21 protein-coding genes and 6 pseudogenes are annotated in these 21,267 nt (G+C 45.4%); 16 read left to right on the top strand and 11 right to left on the bottom strand.

Annotation, left to right across the window (positions count from 1 at the left end; translation table 11 throughout):
- Positions 1-203 precede the first annotated feature (203 nt).
- The 14 genes and pseudogenes from V4C51_RS18050 to V4C51_RS12995 all read left to right on the top strand — a co-directional run.
- Positions 204-539 (top strand): annotated as a pseudogene (locus V4C51_RS18050) (C2H2-type zinc finger protein); the annotation flags it as partial.
- Positions 540-659: 120 nt separating this feature from the next.
- Positions 660-1,070 carry a hypothetical protein gene (locus V4C51_RS13040; protein ID WP_330926611.1) on the top strand — a complete coding sequence of 137 codons (411 nt, stop codon included), beginning with the start codon at positions 660-662 and terminating at the stop codon, positions 1,068-1,070.
- A 304-nt stretch (positions 1,071-1,374) separates the two neighbouring features.
- Positions 1,375-1,704: pseudogene (locus V4C51_RS18045) on the top strand (C2H2-type zinc finger protein); the annotation flags it as partial.
- Positions 1,705-1,854: 150 nt separating this feature from the next.
- Positions 1,855-2,223 carry a hypothetical protein gene (locus V4C51_RS13030; protein WP_330926609.1) on the top strand — a complete coding sequence of 123 codons (369 nt, stop codon included), beginning with the start codon at positions 1,855-1,857 and terminating at the stop codon, positions 2,221-2,223.
- Between the two features lie 304 nt (positions 2,224-2,527).
- A pseudogene (locus V4C51_RS18040) lies at positions 2,528-2,785 on the top strand (C2H2-type zinc finger protein); the annotation flags it as partial.
- A 129-nt stretch (positions 2,786-2,914) separates the two neighbouring features.
- The gene (locus V4C51_RS13025) at positions 2,915-3,394 is read left to right on the top strand and encodes a hypothetical protein (RefSeq protein WP_330926608.1); all 480 of its coding nucleotides are present in this window, start codon (positions 2,915-2,917) and stop codon (positions 3,392-3,394) included.
- Between the two features lie 165 nt (positions 3,395-3,559).
- Complete coding sequence (locus V4C51_RS13020) at positions 3,560-4,423, top strand: C2H2-type zinc finger protein (protein ID WP_330926607.1); 864 nt, start codon at positions 3,560-3,562, stop codon at positions 4,421-4,423.
- A 422-nt stretch (positions 4,424-4,845) separates the two neighbouring features.
- A pseudogene (locus tag V4C51_RS18035) lies at positions 4,846-5,172 on the top strand (C2H2-type zinc finger protein); the annotation flags it as partial.
- Between the two features lie 150 nt (positions 5,173-5,322).
- Positions 5,323-5,754, top strand: coding sequence for a hypothetical protein (locus tag V4C51_RS13010; protein ID WP_330926605.1), 432 nt, complete (start codon positions 5,323-5,325; stop codon positions 5,752-5,754).
- Between the two features lie 287 nt (positions 5,755-6,041).
- A pseudogene (locus V4C51_RS18030) lies at positions 6,042-6,320 on the top strand (C2H2-type zinc finger protein); the annotation flags it as partial.
- A gap of 147 nt (positions 6,321-6,467) precedes the next feature.
- Positions 6,468-6,929, top strand: a complete 462-nt coding sequence (locus V4C51_RS13005; protein ID WP_330926604.1) for a hypothetical protein — start codon at positions 6,468-6,470, stop codon at positions 6,927-6,929.
- A 544-nt stretch (positions 6,930-7,473) separates the two neighbouring features.
- Positions 7,474-8,274 carry a C2H2-type zinc finger protein gene (locus V4C51_RS18025; protein ID WP_420797674.1) on the top strand — a complete coding sequence of 267 codons (801 nt, stop codon included), beginning with the start codon at positions 7,474-7,476 and terminating at the stop codon, positions 8,272-8,274.
- Positions 8,275-8,560: 286 nt separating this feature from the next.
- A pseudogene (locus V4C51_RS18020) lies at positions 8,561-8,920 on the top strand (C2H2-type zinc finger protein); the annotation flags it as partial.
- Between the two features lie 42 nt (positions 8,921-8,962).
- Positions 8,963-9,466, top strand: coding sequence for a hypothetical protein (locus V4C51_RS12995; RefSeq protein WP_330926602.1), 504 nt, complete (start codon positions 8,963-8,965; stop codon positions 9,464-9,466).
- 90 nt (positions 9,467-9,556) lie between these two features.
- Here the strand turns inward: V4C51_RS12995 and V4C51_RS12990 are convergent, their stop codons facing one another.
- Together V4C51_RS12990 and V4C51_RS12985 are read right to left on the bottom strand one after the other, a co-directional pair.
- Positions 9,557-10,240 (bottom strand): cytochrome c biogenesis CcdA family protein, encoded by a 684-nt coding sequence (locus V4C51_RS12990; RefSeq protein WP_330926601.1) that lies wholly within the window; start codon positions 10,238-10,240, stop codon positions 9,557-9,559.
- A gap of 9 nt (positions 10,241-10,249) precedes the next feature.
- Positions 10,250-10,663, bottom strand: a complete 414-nt coding sequence (locus tag V4C51_RS12985) for a thioredoxin family protein (RefSeq protein WP_330926600.1) — start codon at positions 10,661-10,663, stop codon at positions 10,250-10,252.
- A 103-nt stretch (positions 10,664-10,766) separates the two neighbouring features.
- Between V4C51_RS12985 and V4C51_RS12980 the strand changes: the two genes are divergently transcribed.
- The gene (locus V4C51_RS12980) at positions 10,767-10,904 is read left to right on the top strand and encodes a hypothetical protein (protein WP_330926599.1); all 138 of its coding nucleotides are present in this window, start codon (positions 10,767-10,769) and stop codon (positions 10,902-10,904) included.
- Between the two features lie 230 nt (positions 10,905-11,134).
- On the opposite strand, the gene V4C51_RS12975 is transcribed toward V4C51_RS12980, so the two are convergent.
- From V4C51_RS12975 to V4C51_RS12960, 4 genes are all read right to left on the bottom strand, one after another.
- Positions 11,135-11,788, bottom strand: a complete 654-nt coding sequence (locus V4C51_RS12975; protein ID WP_330926598.1) for a methionine ABC transporter permease — start codon at positions 11,786-11,788, stop codon at positions 11,135-11,137.
- Positions 11,778-12,809, bottom strand: a complete 1,032-nt coding sequence (locus V4C51_RS12970; protein WP_330926597.1) for a methionine ABC transporter ATP-binding protein — start codon at positions 12,807-12,809, stop codon at positions 11,778-11,780. Before V4C51_RS12970 ends, V4C51_RS12975 begins: the two co-directional genes overlap by 11 nt.
- A gap of 698 nt (positions 12,810-13,507) precedes the next feature.
- Positions 13,508-14,110: a hypothetical protein gene (locus V4C51_RS12965; protein ID WP_330926596.1), complete on the bottom strand. Its 603-nt coding sequence runs from the start codon at positions 14,108-14,110 to the stop codon at positions 13,508-13,510.
- 188 nt (positions 14,111-14,298) lie between these two features.
- Complete coding sequence (locus V4C51_RS12960; protein ID WP_330926595.1) at positions 14,299-14,874, bottom strand: hypothetical protein; 576 nt, start codon at positions 14,872-14,874, stop codon at positions 14,299-14,301.
- Between the two features lie 634 nt (positions 14,875-15,508).
- On the opposite strand from V4C51_RS12960, the gene V4C51_RS12955 reads away from it, so the two are divergent.
- Positions 15,509-16,024 (top strand): hypothetical protein, encoded by a 516-nt coding sequence (locus V4C51_RS12955; protein WP_330926594.1) that lies wholly within the window; start codon positions 15,509-15,511, stop codon positions 16,022-16,024.
- 161 nt (positions 16,025-16,185) lie between these two features.
- Here the strand turns inward: V4C51_RS12955 and V4C51_RS12950 are convergent, their stop codons facing one another.
- The 5 genes from V4C51_RS12950 to V4C51_RS12930 form a co-directional block, all read right to left on the bottom strand.
- On the bottom strand, positions 16,186-16,422 hold the full coding sequence (locus V4C51_RS12950) for a hypothetical protein (protein ID WP_330926593.1): 237 nt from the start codon (positions 16,420-16,422) through the stop codon (positions 16,186-16,188).
- On the bottom strand, positions 16,419-16,631 hold the full coding sequence (locus tag V4C51_RS12945; RefSeq protein ID WP_330926592.1) for a hypothetical protein: 213 nt from the start codon (positions 16,629-16,631) through the stop codon (positions 16,419-16,421). Before V4C51_RS12945 ends, V4C51_RS12950 begins: the two co-directional genes overlap by 4 nt.
- 355 nt (positions 16,632-16,986) lie before the next feature.
- Positions 16,987-17,133 carry a cytochrome bd-I oxidase subunit CydX gene (gene cydX, locus V4C51_RS12940; RefSeq protein WP_330926591.1) on the bottom strand — a complete coding sequence of 49 codons (147 nt, stop codon included), beginning with the start codon at positions 17,131-17,133 and terminating at the stop codon, positions 16,987-16,989.
- Positions 17,134-17,158: 25 nt separating this feature from the next.
- On the bottom strand, positions 17,159-18,295 hold the full coding sequence (cydB, locus tag V4C51_RS12935; RefSeq protein ID WP_330926590.1) for a cytochrome d ubiquinol oxidase subunit II: 1,137 nt from the start codon (positions 18,293-18,295) through the stop codon (positions 17,159-17,161).
- Between the two features lie 15 nt (positions 18,296-18,310).
- Entirely contained in the window at positions 18,311-19,903 is a 1,593-nt protein-coding gene (locus V4C51_RS12930) for a cytochrome ubiquinol oxidase subunit I (protein ID WP_330926589.1), read from the bottom strand.
- Positions 19,904-21,267: the final 1,364 nt, after the last annotated feature.

Here is a 21,267-nt window from a genome sequence, read left to right as displayed (position 1 = left end):
TATTCACTAAAAATTTCCGACTTTTTATCCTCAATTTTCTGCCATCCTCGCTACGGGCGCTATTCTCGGACAGGCTCCTAGGCTTATAAACGAGTTATTATATTGCCTCTATGATTTTTTGGTGGCAGTTCTTTTTTACTGCTGATACCCACCAGTTAACGTGATTCGCCAGAAACACGTTGGCTGCTAAAAGGTATGAATCCATGCCCAAAAATAAAAAGGGTGGTTATAAATGTCTGGTTTGTAATGCGGTTTTTAGTTGTGGGTCCCAGCTAGCCGAGCACTTGTCGTTCCATATTTCTGGTCAAAAAGAATTCACCTGCCCCACCTGCAGTATGGTTTTTCCAACGTACGGCAATTTGAGAAGGCACTATGTAATCCATTCGGATGTTAGAGATTTTATCTGTGAAATTTGCGGTAAAGCTTTTAAACGATCGGATATGCTCAAATCGCACATGGGCACTCATTCCACTATTAAACAACACAAATGCACCTTCTGTGATAAAAGGTTTCTCCGGGAATATGACCTTGGAAGGCACTTGGTAGTTCACACGCGCGCTAAAAATCACCAATGCGGCAAATGCGGGAATATGTTTTCAACGGCGTCCAATCGCACCAGGCATGAGAGAACATGTCAATCTCTTAACTGCGTACAGACAGTGATACAGCCACTGCCCGGTGGAAATGTCGTTACCAGCACAACCCATGTCATGCCAATAAGCCCTACGCTTGTTGCCACTGTAGCCAGCGTAACAGGCGCCCCAGGTGTCAGTGCCACAATGATTGAGCATCAGCATCTAGGGGCAGCAGCGGCAACCGTCACGACGTTTTCGCAAAAGAGCGCCGCAGTCACCGCGCGGCAACAGTCAGGGACGGCTCTGAGCCCACAAGAAGATGCCTTTCTGACTGATATAAACCAAATAATCAATGACGACAATGCGGGTTCTCTGGTGGGGGGGCAGTCAGGTTTACCCAATAACACTGATCCGACAACATGGGTTTCGTTTGATACAGGTGATTCAGGTTATGATATCGACCTGGGTTGGACGTTTGACGGGATACCGGACTGACCGGATTAACCTCTCCAAATGCACGATATCCACAATGCGATGATGGATTATGGTTAGGTGCCTGGAGGCAGAAAGTGGCAACCAGATCCTGATGATTTTTTCTCACTATCTTGCAGCGCTGCGGGGATCCGTGAAACCGTTGGGCCATAAACATTCCCTATGGCTATACCACGCTTACAAACGAGTATTATATTGCTTCTATGAGTGTTTTGGTGGCAGCTCTTTTGTGCTACGGATGTCCTATAGCGGATAGCTGTGAGGTAATTCGCTAAAAATACACTTGCTGCCAAAGGATGTTAATGCTATGCCCAGAAAGTCTAACACGCCTGAAAATAGAACTCATTGCTGTTCATTTTGCGATAAGAGTTTTCATTATGACTACCAACTCAAGGCTCACATGGTGAGCCATACGGGGGAACAAAACTTCATCTGCCCCCAATGCGCAAGACGTTTTTCACGGCCGGACAATCTACGAAGGCACTTGTTAACCCATTCGGATCTTAGAAATTTCGGCTGCTCCCAATGTGATAAAGCTTTTAAATCGGCTCATTCTCTCAACAAGCACTGGAGAGAAGTTCATGAAAAAATTAAATCTTTCAAATGCCCCACCTGTGGTAAAGAATTTGCCCGAAACCTTACTCTCCAGAATCATTTGATGACCCATGGTGGTAGCAAGAACTACAAATGCAGCAGATGCGGACTGTTGTTCACACGACAGTGCAGTCTCAAAAGGCATCAGCAGAACACCTGTAAATCTGATAGCGTCATAATAGCAAACACGCATGTGTCGCCCGGTGGAAAGGTTACCACCTCCACAACCCATACAATGGTAATAAGCCCTCATTTGGTTACCGTTGTCGCTAGAGGTCCCGATGCCATGGTCACGACACAAAAGCATTTAGGGGCAACCGTTGCGACGGTTGAGCGACAACGCCCGCAGCAACAACATCCAGAGGTGGTTATTTCCCCGGAAGCAGATCGTCTTCTGGATGATATAAACCAAATAATCAGTGACGACAATGGGGGTTCTCTGGTGGGGGGGCAGTCAGGTTTACCCAATAACACTGATCTGACAACATTGATTTCGTTTGATGTAGCTGGTTCAGGTTATGATATCGACATGGGTTGTAATTTTGACGGGATACCGGACTGACCGGATTAACCTGTTCAAATGCACGATATCCACAATGCGATGATGGATTATGGTTAGGTGCCTGGAGGCAGAAAGTGGCAACCAGATTCTGATGATTTTTTCTCACTATCTTGCAGCGCTGCGGGGATCCGTGAAACCGTTGGGCCATAAACATTCCCTATGGCTATACTACGCTTATAAACGAGTATTATATTGCCACTATGAGTTTTTTGGTGGCAGTTCTTTGTTACTGCTGATACTCTCCAGTTAACGTGATTCGCCAGAAACACGCTTTCTGCTATTTCTGCTAAAAGGTGTGAATGCCATGCCCAATCCTGAAGAGGATGATTATAAATGTATACTTTGTAATATAGTTTTTAGTTGTAAGACCCGGCTAGCCGAGCACTTGTCGATCCATATTTATGGTGAAAAAGGATTCACCTGCCCCACCTGCAGTAAAGCTTTTCCAAGGTACTTTAATTTGAAAAGGCACTACTCAACCCATTCGGATGTTAAAGAGTTTATCTGTGAAGTTTGCGGTAAAGGTTTTAAACGATCGGATCATCTCAAAACGCACATGGCCACTCATTCCATTATTAAACAACACAAATGCACCATCTGCGATAAAATTTTTCTCCTGGAGTCTGACCTTCAAAGGCACTCGGCAGTCCACTCGACTGATAGACATCACAAATGCAGAAAATGTGGAAATATGTATACAACGGCGTCCAATCGCAGCAGGCATGAGAAAAAATGTAAATCTCTGAGCTACGTACAGACAACGATACAGCCACTGCCCGGTGGCAAAGTCGCCACCAGCACAGCCCATGTCATGCCAATAAGCTCTACGCTTGTTGCCACTGTAGCCAGCGTAACAGGCGCCTCAGGTGCCAGTGCCACAGTGATTGAGCATCAGCATCTGGGAACAGCAGGGGCAACCGTCACGACGTTCGCGCAAAAGAGCACCGCAGTCACCGCGCGGCAACAGTCAGGGACGGCTCTGAGCCCACAGGAAGATGCGCTTCTGGATGATATAAACCAAATAATCAATAACGATAATGCGGGTTCTCTGGTGGGGAGTCAGTCAGGTTTACCCAATAACACTGATCCGACAACATGCGTTTCGTTTGATGTAGCTGGTTCAGGTTATGATATCGACCTGGATTGGACGTTTGACGGGATACCGGACTGACCGGATTAACCTCTTCAAATGCACGACGCCCACAATGTAATGATGGATTATATTCCCTTTATGGTCTTTTGGTATTTTTGATGACATCTCTTTTTTATTACGGATGTCCTATAGTTGTGAGGTGATTCGCTAAAAATACACTTCCTGTCAAAAGATGTGAATGCTATGCCCAGAAAGCCTAATACGCCTGAAAATAAAATTCATCACTGTTCATTTTGCGATAAGAGTTTTCGTTATGACTACGAACTCAAGGCGCACACCGTGATCCATACGGATGAAAAAAATTTCATCTGCCCCGACTGCAATAAACGTTTTTTACGGGCGGGCAATCTAAAAAGGCACCTGTTAGTCCATTCGGATGTTAAAAATTTCAGCTGCTCCGACTGCAATAAAGCTTTTAAGGCGGCTGATGCTCTCAAAAAGCACCGCAGAGAAGTTCATGAACAAATTAAACCTTTCAAATGCACCATCTGTAATAAAGCATTTGCACGAACAACCCATCTCAAGGAGCATATGATAACCCATAGTGGTATCAAGAATCACAAATGCAGCAGATGCGGACTGTTGTTCACACAGCTGTCCGGTCTCAACAAGCATAAGAAGAACATCTGTAACGCTGATAGCGTCATAATAGTCAACACGTATACGACACCCGATGGAGAGGTCGCCACCTCTACAACCCATACAATGGCAATGAGTTCTCAACTAGTTACCGTTGTGTCCAGATCTCCCAATGCCACCGTTACTAAGCAGAAGCACCTGGGGGCAACCGTCACGACGGTTCTGCCAGAGCGCGCTACAGTCAGTGAGCGGCAAGGTCCGCACACAACAACAGATCTTCCCCTTGCTGCTATCAATGACATGACCCAAGGTCAGCAGGCTGATCCTCTGGAGGGGGATCTGTCAGATTTACCCAACATTAATCCAACAACATCTATTTTATTTGATGCAGGTGATATAGGTGGTATAGATGATATGGATTTTGGTCTGGATTATAACCTTCCCGGGATACTGGAGTTTTCCGATTAACCCCTTTAAATACACGACGCCCACAATGCAATGATGGATTATGGTTACGTGCCCTGGAGGCACTTTCTCGCGCTTTCTCGCGCTTTCTGGATTTTAGGCTGAAATTGTCTTAAGTCCGGCAGGCTTCTAGCTATCCTAATAAGCCTGATCAAGCTAACGTCAGAACAATAGAAATGACATGTATCAGGGTGACAGAAGCTAAAAGATCACTCTTAAGCAGCAAATAATCCACTATTTCTGCGGCACTCCAGGGATCTGTGAAACCGTTGGGCCATAAACATTTTCTATGCCTATACCACGCTTACAAACGAGTATTATATTGCCTCTATGACTTTTTTGGTGGCAGCTCTTTTGTGACGGATGTCCTATAGCTGTGAGGTAATTCGCTAAAAATACACTTGCTGCCAAAGGATGTTAATGCTATGCCCAGAAAGCCTAAAAATAGAACTTATCCCTGTTCATTTTGCGATAAGATTTTTTGTTATGAATACAAACTCAAGGCTCACATGGTGAGCCATACGGGGGAACAAAACTTCATCTGCTCCCAATGCACAAAACGTTTTTCACGGGCGGGCAATCTACGAAGGCACTTGTTAACCCATTCGGATCTGGATCTTAGAAATTTCAGCTGCTCCCAATGCGATAAAGCTTTTAAAGCGGCTGATACTCTCAACAAGCACAGGAGAGAAGTTCATGAAAAAATTAAACCTTTCAAATGCCCCACCTGTGGTAAAGAATTTACCCGAAACTCTAATCTCCAGCAGCACTTGGTAACCCATAGTGGTAACAAGAATCACAAATGCAGCAGATGCGGACTGTTGTTCGCACGACAGAGCGGTCTCAAAAGGCATCAGCAGAACACCTGTAAATCTAATAGCGTCATAATAGCAAACACGCATGTGTCGCCCGGTGGAAAGGTTACCACCTCCACAATCCATACAATGGTAATAAGCCCTGATTTGGTTACCGTTGTCGCTAGAAGTCCCGATGCCATGGTCACTACGCAAAAGCATTTAGGGGCAACCGTTGCGACGGTTGAGCAACAACATCCAGAGGCGGTTATTTCCCCGGAAGCAGATCGTCTTCTGGATGATATCGACAAAATGATCAATGACGATCCAGGGGCGGTTTTTTCCCCGGAAGAAGATCGTCTTCTTAATGAAATCGACGAAATGATCAATAACGATAGCGCTGGTTCTCCAGTGGGGAGTCAGTCAGGTTTACTCAATAACACTAATCCGACAACATTGATTTTTTTTAATGAGGGTGATCCAGGTTATGATATTGACCTGGGTTGGACGTTTGATGGAATACCGGACGGACCGGATTAACCTGTTCAAATGCACGATATCCACAATGCAATGATGGATTATGGTTACGTGCCCTGGAGGCAGAAAGTGGCAACCAGATCCTGATGATTTTTTCTCACTATCTTGCAGCGCTGCGAGAATCTGTGGAACCGTTGGGTCATAGGCATTTTCTATGGCTATACCACGCTTATAAACGAATATTATATTGCCACTATGAGTTTTTTGGTGGCAGTTCTTTGTTACTGCTGATACTCTTCAGTTAACGTAATTCGCCAGAAACACGCTTTCTGCTAAAAGGTGTGAATGCCATGCCCAAAACTAAAGGGTCTACCGGGCCCCGGGATGCACCTTATCCCTGTCGATTTTGCGATAGAAGTTTTCGTTGCGAGAGCGCGCTCAACCTTCACATCGTGACCCATACGGGGGAAAAAAACTTCATCTGCCACGTCTGCAATAAACGTTTTCCACGGGCGGGCAATCTAAAAAGGCACCTGTTAGCCCATTCGAATCCTAAAAATTTCAGCTGCTCTATCTGCGGTAAAACGTTTAATGAGGCTTATGTTCTCAAAAAGCACCGCAGAGAAGTTCATGAAAAAATTAAATCTTTCAAATGCGCCGTCTGTGATAAAGCATTTGCACGAAAAGATCATCTCCAGAAGCACTGGTTAGTCCATAGTGGTACCAAGAATCACAAATGCAGCGGATGTGGGCAGTTGTTCACACAACCGGGCAATATGTACAGGCATCAGAGGGATATCTGTAAATCTGATAGCGCCATAATAGCAAACACGCATGTGTCCACCAGTGGAAAGCTTACCACCTCCACAACCCATACAATGGTAATAAGCCCTGATTTGGCTACCGTTGTGTCCAGATCTCCCAATGCCACCGTTACTAAGCAGAAGCACCTAGGGGCAACCGTCACGACGGTTCTGCCAGAGCGCGCTACAGTCAGTGAGCGGCAAGGTCCGCAGTCAACAACAGATCTTCCCCTTGCTGCTATCAATGACATGACCCAAGGTCAGCAGGTTGATCCTCTGGAGGGGGATCTGTCAGATTTACCCAACATTAATCCAACAACATCTATTTTATTTGATGCAGGTGATATAGGTGGTATAGATGACATAGGTGGTATAGATGATATGGATTTTTGTCTGGATTATAACCTTCCCGGGATACTGGAGTTTTCCGATTAACCCCTTTAAATACACGACGCCCACAATGCAATGATGGATTATGGTTACGTGCCCTGGAGGCACTTTCTCGCGCTTTCTCGCGCTTTCTGGATTTTAGGCTGAAATTGTCTTAAGTCCGGCAGGCTTCTAGCTATCCTAATAAGCCTGATCAAGCTAACATCAGAACAGTAGAGATGACGTGTATCAGGGCGGCAGAAGCTAAAAGGTCGCCCTTGATCGGCGAGTAGTCCACTATTTCTCCAGCACTCTAGGAGGCTGTCCGAGAATAGACTGCCCTACTGCGGTGGCAGCAAATTGGTCTAAAAATTTCCGACTTTTTATCCTCAATTTTCTGCCATCCTCGCTACGGGCGCTATTCTCGGACAGCCTCCTAGGGATCTGTGAAGCCGTTGGGTCATAAACATTTTCTATGCCTATACCACGCTTATAAACGAGTATTATATTGCCTCTATGATTTTTTGGTGACAGTTCTTTTTTACTGCTGATATCCTCCAATTAAAGTGATTCGCCAGAAACACGCTTGCTGTTATAGGGTGTAATTGCCATGCCTAAAACTAAACCTAAAGCGTCTACGTATACCTGTTTATTCTGCCAGGCAACTTTTGAATATAGAGGCCCGCTAGCTTTGCACATATCCACTCATTTGGGTGCTGACGGGTTTGCCTGCCCCATCTGTAAAAAAGTTTTTAAACGGTATGATGGTCTGGAAAAGCACTTTATAATCCATTCGGGGGCTAAAGATCACCCCTGCGAATACTGCGACAAAATTTTTGGACGAAAGGATAAGCTTGCCCACCATACGAGAGTGGTTCATTATAATATTAGACCTCACAAATGCATGACTTGTGATAAAGGATTTGCCGAGCCACGCGCCCTTCGGGCGCACATGAGAACCCATACGGGTCTTAAACCCTACAAATGTAGCAAATGCGGGGTATTGTTTTCATCTGCGTCCAGTCACGACGCGCATGTGAAATATCGCTGTAAATATGGTAGCTACACAGAGTCGTACGTAGAGGCGTTGCCTGATGGAAATGTCGTCACCAGCACAGCCCATAGATTGGCAATAAGTCCTACTCTTGTTGCTAATGTAGCTCGCATAACAACCTCAGATGCCGTTGCCACAATCACTGAGCATGAGCATCTAGGGGTAGGGGCAATCGTCAAATCGGTTCGGCAAGAAAAAGTAGGCCAAAACGACGGAGTGACCCAAAGTCAGGGGGGTGCTCCTGAGGGCAATCAGTCGGGTTTACCCAATGACAACAATCTCACAGTCTCTGTTTTTTATGGTATGGATTTCGCCGCGAGTTGTCCTTTAGACGAAATACCGGAAATAATTGGTTAACTTATTCAAATACACGACATTAGTAATGCAATGATGAGTTATGTCTAAAGTCACCACAGGGTATGGCAGCTGGATCAGGATGATTTTTTTCAACGCGGGATTTCCCCTCAGATAGCTAACGCAATAGGGGGTAGAAAGTGCGATGGGTATTATACCTGCGGAGTGTTGTTATATTCCCTTTATGGTCTTTTGGTATTTTTGATGACCTCTCTTTTTTGTTACGGATGTCCTATAGTTGTGAAGTAATTCGCTAAAAATACACTTTCTGTCAAAAGATGTGAATGCCATGCCCAGAACTAAAAGGTCTACCGCACCTCACAATACAACTTTTCCCTGTCAATTTTGCGATAAAAGTTTTCGTTGGAAGAGTTCGCTCGATGCTCACTTGGTGATCCATTCGGAGGAAAGAAAGTTCATTTGTCCCGTCTGCAAAAAAGATTTTTCATGGAGTGGTTCTCTAAAAAGGCACCTGTTAACCCATTCGGATGCTAAAAATTTCAGCTGCTCCGGCTGCGGTAAAGCTTTTAAAGAGGAACGTAATCTCAAAAAGCATCAGAGAGAAGTTCATGAAAAAATTAAACTTTTCAAATGCACCATCTGTGATAAAGCATTTGCGCGAAAAGATCATCTCCAGAAGCACGAGATAGTCCATACTGGTAGCAAGAATTACAAATGCAGAGGATGCGGAATGTTGTTCACACAACTGGGCAATGTCTACAGGCATCAGAGGGATACTTGTAAATCTGATAGCGCCATAATAGCAAACACACATGTGTCGCCCGGTGGAAAGGTTACCACCTCCACAACCCATACAATGGTAATAAGCCCTGATTTGGCTACCGTTGTCACTAGATTTCCCGATGCCACCGTTACTAAGCAAAAGCACCCGGGGGCAACCGTCACGACGGTTTTGCCAGAGCGCGCTACAGTCAGTGAGCGGCAAGGTCTGCACCCAACAACAGATCTTCCCCCTGCTGCTATCAATGACATGACCCAAGGTCAGCTAACTGATCCTCTGGAGGGGGATCTGTCAGATTTACCCAACATTAATCCAACAACATCTATTTTATTTGATGCAGGTGATATAGGTGGTATAGATGGTATAGATGGTATAGATGATATAGATGATATAGATGATATAGATTTCGGTTTGGATTATAACCTTCCCGGGATACTGGAGTTTTCCGATTAATCTCCTTAAATACACGAGTGAGTAAGGGGGAAAAGCAGGCGAGAATAAGCCGCCTGAATCAGAGATACTCCACCAGGCGTTTATACTGGATTAAAAGTTGTACAAAGAATTGGGGAGAATCTGTGAAGCCCAGGCCTCGAGTTGACGATCAAATCCGGTGGCAATGACAATCGCCAGTACGATCAATGAGTACGCCATTACCAACTTAGCGCGTCGGCCGGAGGCCAACCATTTACCCAGCCCTTGCTTCACGATCTTACCGATTAACAGCAAAGGTATCGCTGTGCCAATACCAAAGCTCAACATCACAATGAACGCCATCAATAGATGTTGACCCGTGGAAGCCAGAGCAATGGCCGTACCCAATGTCGGGCCAACACAGGGGAGCCAGACCAAGCCCAACGAGACGCCGACTAAGAATTGCGCCCCCAACGAGCTACCTTCGATGTTGCGCTGGGGTACTCGACTCAGTAACCTGGATAAACCGACTGTCAGTTGGTTCGATAGTGCAGGTGATAGAAGCGTAATGGCAATACCCAGCATCAGGCCAACGGATACGTAACGCAAAATCTCCGGTGACAGGCCCAGGGAGATCAGTGCATAGGTAAGGAGCGTACCAGCTAAAGCAAAGGCGATAGCCAGCCCGGCCGCCATCATGAAAACGCCTTTTCTATTGGTGTTACCCGACGCGCCTGCCACAACCGGTAACATGGGGAGAACACATGGGGAGAGAAGGCTTAAAATACCCGCCAGAAAAGCCAGTGGTATTGCCACTAATTCCACTTAAGGCGTCTCCCACTTTTTTAATAGTGCAAAAATCTCATTCTTACGTGTTTCCGCAACGGAAAACCATTCCTTCTTGCCTTTAGCGTAGATATAGAGTGAAGACTGGCGAGGCGCTTCAAAATATTTAACCCACTCTTTTTGGGTATCGTAATCTACCACCAATACTTTGATTTTTGATGTTGGATTCTCCTGAAAATATGCGTTCAAAACCTCCTGCTGCTTCGCGCAGGTAGGGCACCACTTTGCGAACACATCAATCAGGGTCACGACCCCTTCAGATTGATATTTATCGAACAACTCTTTTGTGAACGCTTGTTTTTCGAAGTGGGTGGACGTTTGTTTTTCGAGGCTAAACGCCTGGAAAGACATGGCGAGGATAAGCAGGCTCAATAGCCAGTGATATAATTTCATGTTTAACCTTAGTTGAAAGTAAAACTGATGTGACGCACTACTTCTGAACAACTTACTATGATAGTTACACAACTATTTGTGCTGAACAATGGTGTGCTGAACAATGGCCACCACAAAAGCACTCACGGAAGAGACTCTCAATGCCGACAAATACGGTGCACTGAAAATGGATATAAAACCGGGGCTTTCCAGAACCGTTGACGGCAACAGCACTCTCTTTGGAAAGCTTCTAAGAGCCTGACCGAGAATAGACTACCCTACTGCGGTTGCGATAAATTGGCCTAAAAATTCCTGCTTCTTCATCAAATAGCCCCGCTATTCTCCTCAGAAGCAGAAATTTTATCCTCAATTTCTCGCAATCCTCGCTAAGGGCGCTATTCTCGGTCAGGCTCCTAGCCCGGATATTTCATAAACATGCTCCTGGCCTTGCTTGCTCCTTGCGGCTCTAAAGGAGTTTATGAAATATCCGGGCTAGCTTTTATCGTAAAACTGTTGCAACCGATCACCAGCGACTTGTATCAACTGCACCAGGGCAATCAATACAACCACCGTCGCCAGCATAATCACACCATCAAACCGCTGGTACCCGTAACGAATGCCCAGATCACCCAGGCCACCACCACCAATAGCACCGGCCATGGCAGAATAACTGACCAATGTCACCAAAGTAATGGTCATACCATTAATTAACCCGGGGCGCGCCTCAGGCAGCAATACCCGGGTAATAATCTGGAAAGGGCTGGCCCCCATGGACTCGGCGGCTTCAACCAACCCCGAAGGCACTTCATTCAAAGCACCCTCGGCAATCCGTGCGACAAAAGGGATGGCCGCTACTGTCAATGGCACAATGGCTGCGGTTGTCCCAATGGATGTGCCGGTTAACAGGCGGGTTAAGGGAATAATGGCGACCATCAAAATAATAAACGGCACCGAACGCCCAGCATTGACCACCGCCCCCACTATCCCATGGGCCAGGACATTCTCGGTAATCCGCCCTTGACGGGTACTGTATAACAACACCCCCAATGGAATCCCCAACAAAAAACTCAAGCCGCCAGAGATAAGCACCATGTAGCACGTTTCCCATAACGATTGCAGCAGTAACATCCAGGCATTAGCTGACATAACCGAGCACCTCGACTTTCAATTGTGTTGACAGATAATCCAGTGCTGACTCGATCGCCGCGTCATCACCCATAATTTCAACCATCAAAAAACCGAGGCGCTTGCCGGCGACGGTCTCAAGATCTGCCTGCAACACCACAAAGTCCACATCACAAGCACGCGCGGCCCGCGTCAGAAACGGATCATTGGCGCTGTCCCCCACAAAGGTCATTCTAACCACCGGACGCGACCCTGGCGTTTGCTGCGGCTGAAAGTGCTTTTCAATGTCAGCCACTGGCTTTTCATGAATCGCGCTGCGGACAAATTCCTGTGCCAGCGCCGTTTGAGGACTCACAAAAAATGCTTCAACGCTGTTTTCTTCAATGAGCCGGCCACCGTCTAAAATGGCGACACGATCGCAGATGGCTTTCACCACATCCATCTCGTGGGTAATCATCAAGATCGTGATGTTCAGCTGACGATTAATCGCTTTTAACAGTGCCAAAATAGAGCGGGTTGTCTGGGGATCAAGGGCCGAGGTTGCCTCATCACACAGCAGAACGCGGGGTTGGCTAGCCAGTGCCCTGGCAATGGCCACCCGTTGCTTTTGACCGCCGGATAACTGCGCAGGGTAACGGTTACGTTTATCAGCTAAGCCCGTTAATTCAAGTAATGGTGCCACAGCCGCCTCAATGGCCGTTTTTGATTGCCCCGCCAATACCAGCGGTAAAGCAATATTCTCAAAGACAGTGCGACTGGACAGCAGGTTAAAATGTTGAAAGATCATGCCCATGTTATGCCGGGTTCGACGCAGGGCTTGTTCACAGAGCCGCGTTAAATCCTGCCCGTCCACAATGACTGCACCGGAGGTGGGTCTTTCCAGCAGATTAACACAGCGAATCAGAGTGCTTTTGCCGGCACCACTGGCGCCTATGACCCCGTAAACGGTCCCTTCAGGTACAGTGAGACTCACATTATCCAGGGCATTAACAAGTTCCCCATCAGAGGAAAATGTTTTGCTTACCTGTTTTAGTTCAATCATCAGCTCTCCAGGCAGTGGATGTCCTTGACGAAGGTCTTGATAAAGGTCTTGACAAAGAAAGAGGCCTGTAACGGATAAATCAGGCGGACAAAAAAAAGCCACTCATGGCTAAAACAGAGTGGCTTTTTCATCATTTGATCTAAAACACCCTTCTTTTAGCGAGATTTATCAGGCGCCCGCAATCCGAAGTCAAATCGGCGCAGTCAGAAACCTACCTTAGAAATAATCAGGTGTCAACCAGGAGCCTGTCGGGCTTAAGCTTTCGAGCATGAAATTCAGTAGGGCGAGTCAGAATTTTCGATCAATTTACGCGAATAGTTGACCTATTTTTAAGCAAATTCATCGGAAAATATGGCCGCACTTTCTCGCATTTTCTGGATTTCAGGCCGAAATTGCCTTAAGTCCGACAGGCTCCCAGGGCATTGCCGTCTGGTAGCAGGAATCCCCGTCGTTCAGAGCGTGTCGCAAAACTCTTAATTTTCTCCGTCGTCATCCCGTACAGGGATTGTATGGGATCTATGCCACAAGGATGTGAATCACTAAACCTGCATGATACCTGCGGTTAGAGTGCCTTCCATAGAGTGTGGTTCCTGTACATTCCCTGTAAAGGATGACGGTGCGGAGTGTATTTCAGAGTTTCGCGACAGTCTCTTCACGTCGGGGAGGATGTCAAGGTTAGTCGAAACAGAAGCAGCAACTTAACTCAGAGTGACTTCGACCCTTAATCGATGGGCATGTTTTCGAAGTTTCATTGACATTGGGTGTGTACAATCTTGAACCCAATAGACACCGTTGAAAAAATTGGGTACAAAATGATTCTGAAACCAAATATCAATAACAAACGCATCATCACCCCATTGATCGGGGCAACGAACACCTGCTCCTCTGTTTACAACAACGAAGGCATGTTTAGTGTAAGAAATAATTTCCGTTTTTGCTTCGCAATGGAAGGAATTTACTATCTTCAGAAATTCAAAGGCAGCGGCAGCGGCATGGTCTGTACAAATTCCTTTGCCGATAGACAAAGTCCGTTCGCCTTGAAGTAGCCACACGTCTTTACTCTGAGTAATATGCCGCCCACCTATAGCGCTTGGTAAGCGTCCGTCGGCAGCTTGAATGCCGAGCAACACAGGCACCATAGAATGCCTGAAGTTATCTTGAGTGGCACCATTTCGAATGTTTTCTCGTAAAATACTTGGGTCTTTAACTTCAATTTGTGGATCAATAACAATTATTCTATACAAATGAGTGGCCAGTATTTGCGCACGTGAAAATAGAAGAATTGATGATTCAGACCTCATAATATCCTCCTTAATGGGGCACCGGCAGTAAGCCAGGCACTTGCTTCACAACATCAAATGCAACGGTCGACCATAGGCGTCCGCCAGGAGCCTGCCGGACTTATGCTTTCGAGCATGAAATTCAATAGAGCGATTAAGTCCAACAGGCTCCTAGTGCTGCCCCTGAAATATTTTTTTATGTGTGGGGCTCAATTAAGTATACTGTTCAAAATGTCCTGGTCTCGGGGAGGGAGTAAATCCATAGGAATCCCCTCTGAAAGTATTGTTATATAACTTTGAATAATTAATACAGGCAACTTGAATAGTATTTTATTAAGGCCCAATAAATCTTTTGGGGGAACTACCTTGTTAGATAAATTCCAGAAATAATAGGTGAACAGGTGTAAATATCTGCGTTCGTAAACTGCTTTGTTACACTCCCAATTACGATATGTATGAGGGTTAGCGCCAAAAGACAACAACAAGACAATTTCTTGTATTGTCCTTGCCTCGCTTAGAACATGGTCAGATGTAATTTCACCAAAATTAATAAAGGTATTGGGGTTTGCACCATTTTGAAGCATAATGAGCATTATTTCCAAGTTTCCACTTGTCACTGCGCTATACAGGGGTGCAAATTCGATTTCATAATTGTAGCTATTTACGTCATTGCCATTTTCTATAAGCTCTAGTAACTTTTCTTTGTCTCCATTACTAATCGCATCAGTAAATATATGAGAAAAGGCAAAGCTACTAAACAAGATACTGAGAATAAATAATTTCATCCAACTGACAGATCAATTTGGGGCTTTAGGTATAGCACACAATCAAAACAGGACGCAACCTCACGGCTTACCTCCTCCGAGAATCCGAATACTATTTATAAAGTAGTACAATAGTTTAAATAACTTTTTATTCATCTTGGTGCTAACTCTGACAAATCCATATTCTTGAACTATCGGTTTGGCAATACTTTTGTCAGGGCAGAGCTTTTACTAAAGTACCAAAATATGACAATATCAAATAGATGGATCAAATTCATGGCTGTCCTTTTTTTCCTTTTTTTCTCATCCTTTTTTTCTCATTTTTTCTCACCTTTTTTCTCATTTTTTCTCACCTTTTTTCTCTTTTTTCTCTCTTCTTATTTTTCTTCTAGCCTATTATAAATAAGCTCCTATATTTGAAAAAGTTTATGACATACATATGAGGCGTAATGTGAAAATTAGATGTTCATTTTTTCTTTTTTATTTCCTTTCCTTACATAGCTTTGCTGTTAACTGCACAAAGTGTGGTCAGGAGACACTACAAAATAATCGCTTATGCCAAAGCTGCACCATGTTTATTCAAATGGCTGTAAATAAACCCTGCTTAAAGACTATGCCCACTTTAGTTGTCAGTGTGCAACAGCAACCACCCGTTATGATGACACCACAAATAATTGAAAAAAATTTACGAGAAAAACGGACAAGATGGTTTAAAAAATATAAGTCAGCCAGGAGGGATAAAAACACCCTTAAAATGACAGGGCTTTATGCAATGGCCGTAAACTACTCCGATGATATTTGGTTCAGAATTCAAACACATATTGCTGCAGATGATTTATTTAAAATTGATCGTCTTCAAGGGCTGTTAACTATTGAAAATGAATATGTAAACTTTATGGATGATTATACAAAATACGCGTTATATCATTCGTTAGCCTTTTACTATTTTTCAAAAAGAGAACATGACGCCTGCTTAGCGTATTATATTAAAGCCTATCCTGGCGATAAGCCAATACCAAAAAATGATTATAAATATATTAATACAGCCTTTAGAAAAAGTTCACTGAAGCATGATCTTTATTACCAAGGATGGATATCAGGATTAACTCACAAAGTAAAGCGCAAAGTAGGTGAACCACACTACTTCAGTTCAGGCTGGATTCGAATTTAATGATATTCTCTATACGCTTACGACAAGCTTAAGCTTTTTCTAAAGCAAAAAAACAACAGGACACCCATAAATTTAACCAGCAATGTTCAATTTATGGGTGTTCGTTTTATTTTTGAGCCCAATGACTGCTTTATACTTTGCCTCATTCTTCTGCTATGTAATCAAGCTGTGGAAATACAACAATAAAAACGGGTATCTTTTGAATAAAATACTTCACCCCCCATTCTGGTAGATAATACCGCTCCAGGGTTTTTTATCTCTTCCCAACCAAAGGGTAAATTAACAAACTTATCAAAAACATCACTGGCTATGTGCTGCCTTGTTTCCAAACAACAATAGCTTTTTTTGTTGTTTGGAATGAATCCCCTTCCCACAAAAACCGATAAAAGCGCTGTCAATACAACTGCACCCCTTCACTTTTAGCAATGCGATGAATAGCCTGCTCCGGCAGGTTCGTGTCGTGCAGTAGAATATCCACTTTCGTTTCGCCCTGGTTTCCTGCGACAACCAACGGGCAGTCCAGGAAAAAGTCATGAAAGCCTGCGCTATCACTGGGATACAGCGGTATATTGATATAGCGACTATGCTCTGGCTCAGGGCACCTCAAACTTACTCCGCGAATCAGAATTATAAGCGGTCTCCGACCCTCTATTGCACACGCTACCGCCCACAGCTTATACCATCGTTTAATATTTACGCAGGGGAGCATGGGGCCAAATAGCTCAAATTGGAATGTTGGATAATTTGGGATTTTACCGTTGGAAAATGCTGAACGAAAGTAATGTTTTTATAAAGTGAGAGGGATGCGGGGTGGCTTACTCAAAAAAAGCCAGCTTCTCCATCGGCAGTTAGAAAAGTAAATGGGTATAAGTAAACGACACTTGTTATATTTACAACGGAGTCTGCATTATAAAACATAGCACCGGAGGTGCAATTCTCAAGCGCGTTCCGGTGTTTGTCAACTATTGCATTTTTTCTTCGGGGTTCGCCTCAAGGGCTTCACCGCTGTGTTCACAGTATTGATCCACCCGAAATTCGTACCACATAACATTGATGATACCGAAAGCACAGGCCAGTAATACACCCAATATCCAGGCAAAATACCACATCAGCTCAGTCTCCCTTCCATTTTACTTAGTAGGCATGTGTATTCTTGGCAATATCTTCACCATGAACGCGCCCCCACATTTTATAGAAACACCAGCTGGTGTACGCAAGAACCAGAGGCACGAAGATAAAGGCAATAATCGTCATAATACCCAGGGTCAGGTGGCTGGATACCGCATCCCATACAGTGAGGCTGGCACTGGGCATGCTACTTGATGGCATGACAAAGGGGAACAGAGAAAAGCCGGCGGTCATAATTATACCCGCCTGCGCCAGGCTTGAGCTGATAAAGGTCAGCACGTGGAAACGGGTGGTTGCCAATAACAGAACACCCACTGAACCGGAAAAGCCCAATACGGGTGCTATCAGCGTCCATGGATATTCACTGTAGTTGCTGATCCAACGGCCACTTTCAACAACGGTGACGGTTTTGCTTAATGGTGTGGCAGCCGCATTTGGGTCAATGGCGCTGGTAATCTCAAAGCCTGGCATGCCAGCAACCCACACACCAGCGATGGCAAAAGTGATGATAGTAACAACTGCCAGAAGCCGTGCCATTTTAGCAGCGCGTTCCTGCACCGGCGCCCCTGAGCGCAATGCCTGCCAGCTAGCACCTTGCATGCTGATCATGGTTAAACTGATCACGCCACACAACAAACCAAAAGGGTTGAGTAAATCGAAGAAACTGTCACTAAAGTGCGAACGCATCAGCTCATCAAATTCAAACCCAAACCCCTGGAATAGATTGCCAAAAGCGACACCAAAAATTAATGAGGGCACAGCACCACTGGTAAATAACCCCCAGTCACAGGCACTACGCCAGCGCGGGTTATCAATTTTTGCCCGGTAGTCCAGCGCCATAGGGCGGATCAGCAAGGCAAACAGCGTCAGGATCATTGCCCAGTAAAAGCCGGAAAAAGCCGTGGCATAGACCATGGGCCAGGCGGCAAACAGGGCGCCTCCTGCTGTAATTAGCCATACCTGATTGCCATCCCAGTGTGGCGCGATAGCATTGATCATGATGCGCCGGTCGTTGTTCGTTTTACCGATGACCGGAAGCAGGTTAGCAGTACCAATATCGAAACCGTCGGTAATGACAAAGCCTATCAACAACACGCCAATCAGCACCCACCAGATCAGTTTGAGTGTCTCGTATTCCACCATAGCAAGCCCCCCTTCCTAATTACTTAAAGCTGCCATACTGCCCACCGGCTCTGACTCTGGCTCTTGTTCGAAGTGATAAGTACCTGTCTTCAGGCTGCTTGGCCCTTGTCTGGCGTACTTGACCATAAGCCAGATTTCAACGATGGCAAAGATTGTATAGAGCAGACCAAACCCGGCAATGCTCAGGTAAAGATCCGTCACCGTTCTAGAAGAGGCAGACATATAGGTAGGTAAAATACCTGAAATAGTCCATGGCTGGCGGCCAAACTCTGCCACAAACCAGCCCATTTCACTGGCAATAAAGGGCAAAGGAATTGCCAGCACGCACAGTTTAAGAAACAGGGGGCTTTTATGCTCGGTGCGCCGTGCCGTTTTGTAGAAGGCCGTGGCAAGGAGTAACAACATCAACACGCCGCAACCGACCATAATGCGAAAGCCAAAGAACAATGGCCAAACGGTAGGAATAGCGTCTTTAGCGGCTTGTTCGATTTGAGCTTCGGTAGCATTAGGAATGTCATCGGTGTAACGTGTCAGCAGGTAGCCATAACCCAGGTCAGCAGAAACCTGATTGAAGGATCGACGATTTTCAGGGGTATCCTCACCATTTTTCAGTTTATTCAGCAACTCGACCGCTTCCATACCATTGCGGATACGGTCTTCTTTTATTTCAATAAGATCCTTGATACCCAGAACCTGCTGATCCAGGGAACGGGTAGCAATGATGCCCATTAAATAGGGTATTTTAATGGCATAGTCTGTGCGCTGCTCTTGCTGGTTGGGAAGCCCAAATAATGTAAAGGCGGCGGGCGCGGGTGCTGTATGCCATTCAGCTTCAATAGCGGCGAGCTTTACCTCCTGAACATCACCGAGTTCATAACCGGATTCGTCGCCAAGCAAAATAGTCGACAAGATAGCAGCCAGACCAAAGCCTGCTGCCACGGCAAAAGAGCGGCGGGCAAAAGGAATATCTCGTTTTTTCAGTAAGTACCAGGCACTGATACCCATGACAAAAATAGCCCCTGTGGTATAGCCTGCCGCGGCAGTGTGAATGAATTTGACCTGAGCCACCGGGTTAAAGAAGACATCCGCAAAGCTGGTCATTTCCATGCGCATGGTTTCAAAGTTGAATTCTGCACCCACAGGGTTTTGCATCCAGGCATTAGCCACCAGAATCCACATGGCAGAGAGATTGGTGCCAATGGCCATTAGCCAGGTACAGGCCAGATGCTGAACTCTGCTCAAACGATCCCAGCCGAAGAAAAACATGCCCACGAAGGTGGACTCAAGGAAAAAGGCAGAGAGGGCTTCAATAGCGAGGGGCGCGCCGAAAATATCACCCACATAGTGAGAATAATAAGACCAGTTAGTGCCAAACTGAAACTCCATGGTGAGGCCTGTAGCAACACCCAGGGCAAAATTGATGGCGAAGAGTTTACCCCAGAACCGGGTCATGTCTTTGTATACCTGCTTGCCGGTCATTACATAGACAGACTCCATGATTGCCAGCATGAACGTCATGCCGATGGTCAGGGGAACAAACAGGAAGTGATACAGCGCCGTCATTGCAAACTGAAAGCGCGAGAGGTCAATAACTTCTTCCAGGATCATAAGCTCCTCGAAACTCAGAGGGATAAGTAACTGCTGTTTGCCGGTGTCAATACACCATCCGCGCTTATACGCAATCTGATGAGAATCTGATCACCTATTTAAGTTTCCCAGGTTACTCGGTAGTTTGCTGTTAAATGCGCAGAGCTTAACCCGGATATTTCATAAACATGCTCCTGGCCTTGCTTGCTCCTCGCGGCTCTAAGGGAGTTTATGAAATATCCAGGTTAAGTCACTGTTGATAATAATCATAATCTGTGATTTTGGGGAGTGTAAAATATGCGCAGACATTGTTTCAATAAGTAACACTACCAGTAGATACCACACGTCTGAACGGCATTGAGAAAAACAGAAAAAACCGCACTGCTTCTTGCGGGCCCCCTGAAAATATCAAACAGTCTGAATGCCTTGTTTTAGTGACCGGAAAGAGCGTCAAGCCCAATACTTTTAGCGCCAGGCTTGCAAAGGAAGCCGCTTGTGATATTTTCTCTATGTCGAGCGTTTCCAGCGATTACGCTACCTGATAGAAAAATAGAAAAATAGAAAAATAGAAAAAGTAAAAATACCTCCGTTTCTGCTCGTGTTTCTCAACAATCCAAAAGGTAGAGCAGATTGTCGAATAAGGTGAACCCCATTACTGGTAAGGGACTCACTGCGCCACGGCATTGCCGTCTAAGAATCCCATTGCTTTAGAGGCTGTCAATTTTCAAACGACAGTATAGCCCTTACCGAATCCTTATGTCGCAATAATTCTTCAGTATTCACAAGATTCAACGCGTATAACTACGCGGTGATCAAAAAAAAAAACACATCCACTATTGTGTTACGCACGGCTTGCAATAAAGCGTATTTTCTGTATATTAAAATAATATCTAAAAATAGCAAGCTACAGAGCTATCCCGGCTATGCTGGTACCTTCGCGTTCTTCCACATGCCTCTCAGGTAAAACTGCGCATTGGTTGAATGCGTCCAGGAGCCTGTCGGGCTTAAGCTTTCGAGCATGAAATTCAGTAAAGCGAGTCAGATTTTTCGATGGATTTGCGCGAATAATTGACCTATTTAAGCAAGTTCATCAGAAAATATGGCCGCTCTTTCTGGATTTCAGGCCGAAATTGCCTTAAGTCCGACAGGCTCCTGGTGAACTGTTAACGTTCATCATTCTGTCATTTGCCACCCTTAAGCTATGGGCTGTAGCTAGTTTTTAGCCTGGATATTTCATAAACTGCCCTGAGAATCGCGCGGAACCTTGCGCCTCTAAGGGATTTTGCGAAGGAGCGCCGTACCAGGGAGTACGGCCGACTGACCAAAACTCCCTTAGAGCCGCAAGGAGCAAGCAAGGCCAGGAGCATGTTTATGAAATATCCGGG

The organism is Candidatus Sororendozoicomonas aggregata, from assembly GCF_031528575.1.
GTDB classification, from domain to species: domain Bacteria; phylum Pseudomonadota; class Gammaproteobacteria; order Pseudomonadales; family Endozoicomonadaceae; genus Endonucleibacter; species Endonucleibacter aggregata.
Note: the sequence above shows the minus strand (reverse complement) of the source record. Positions and strands in the feature narration are given on the sequence as shown.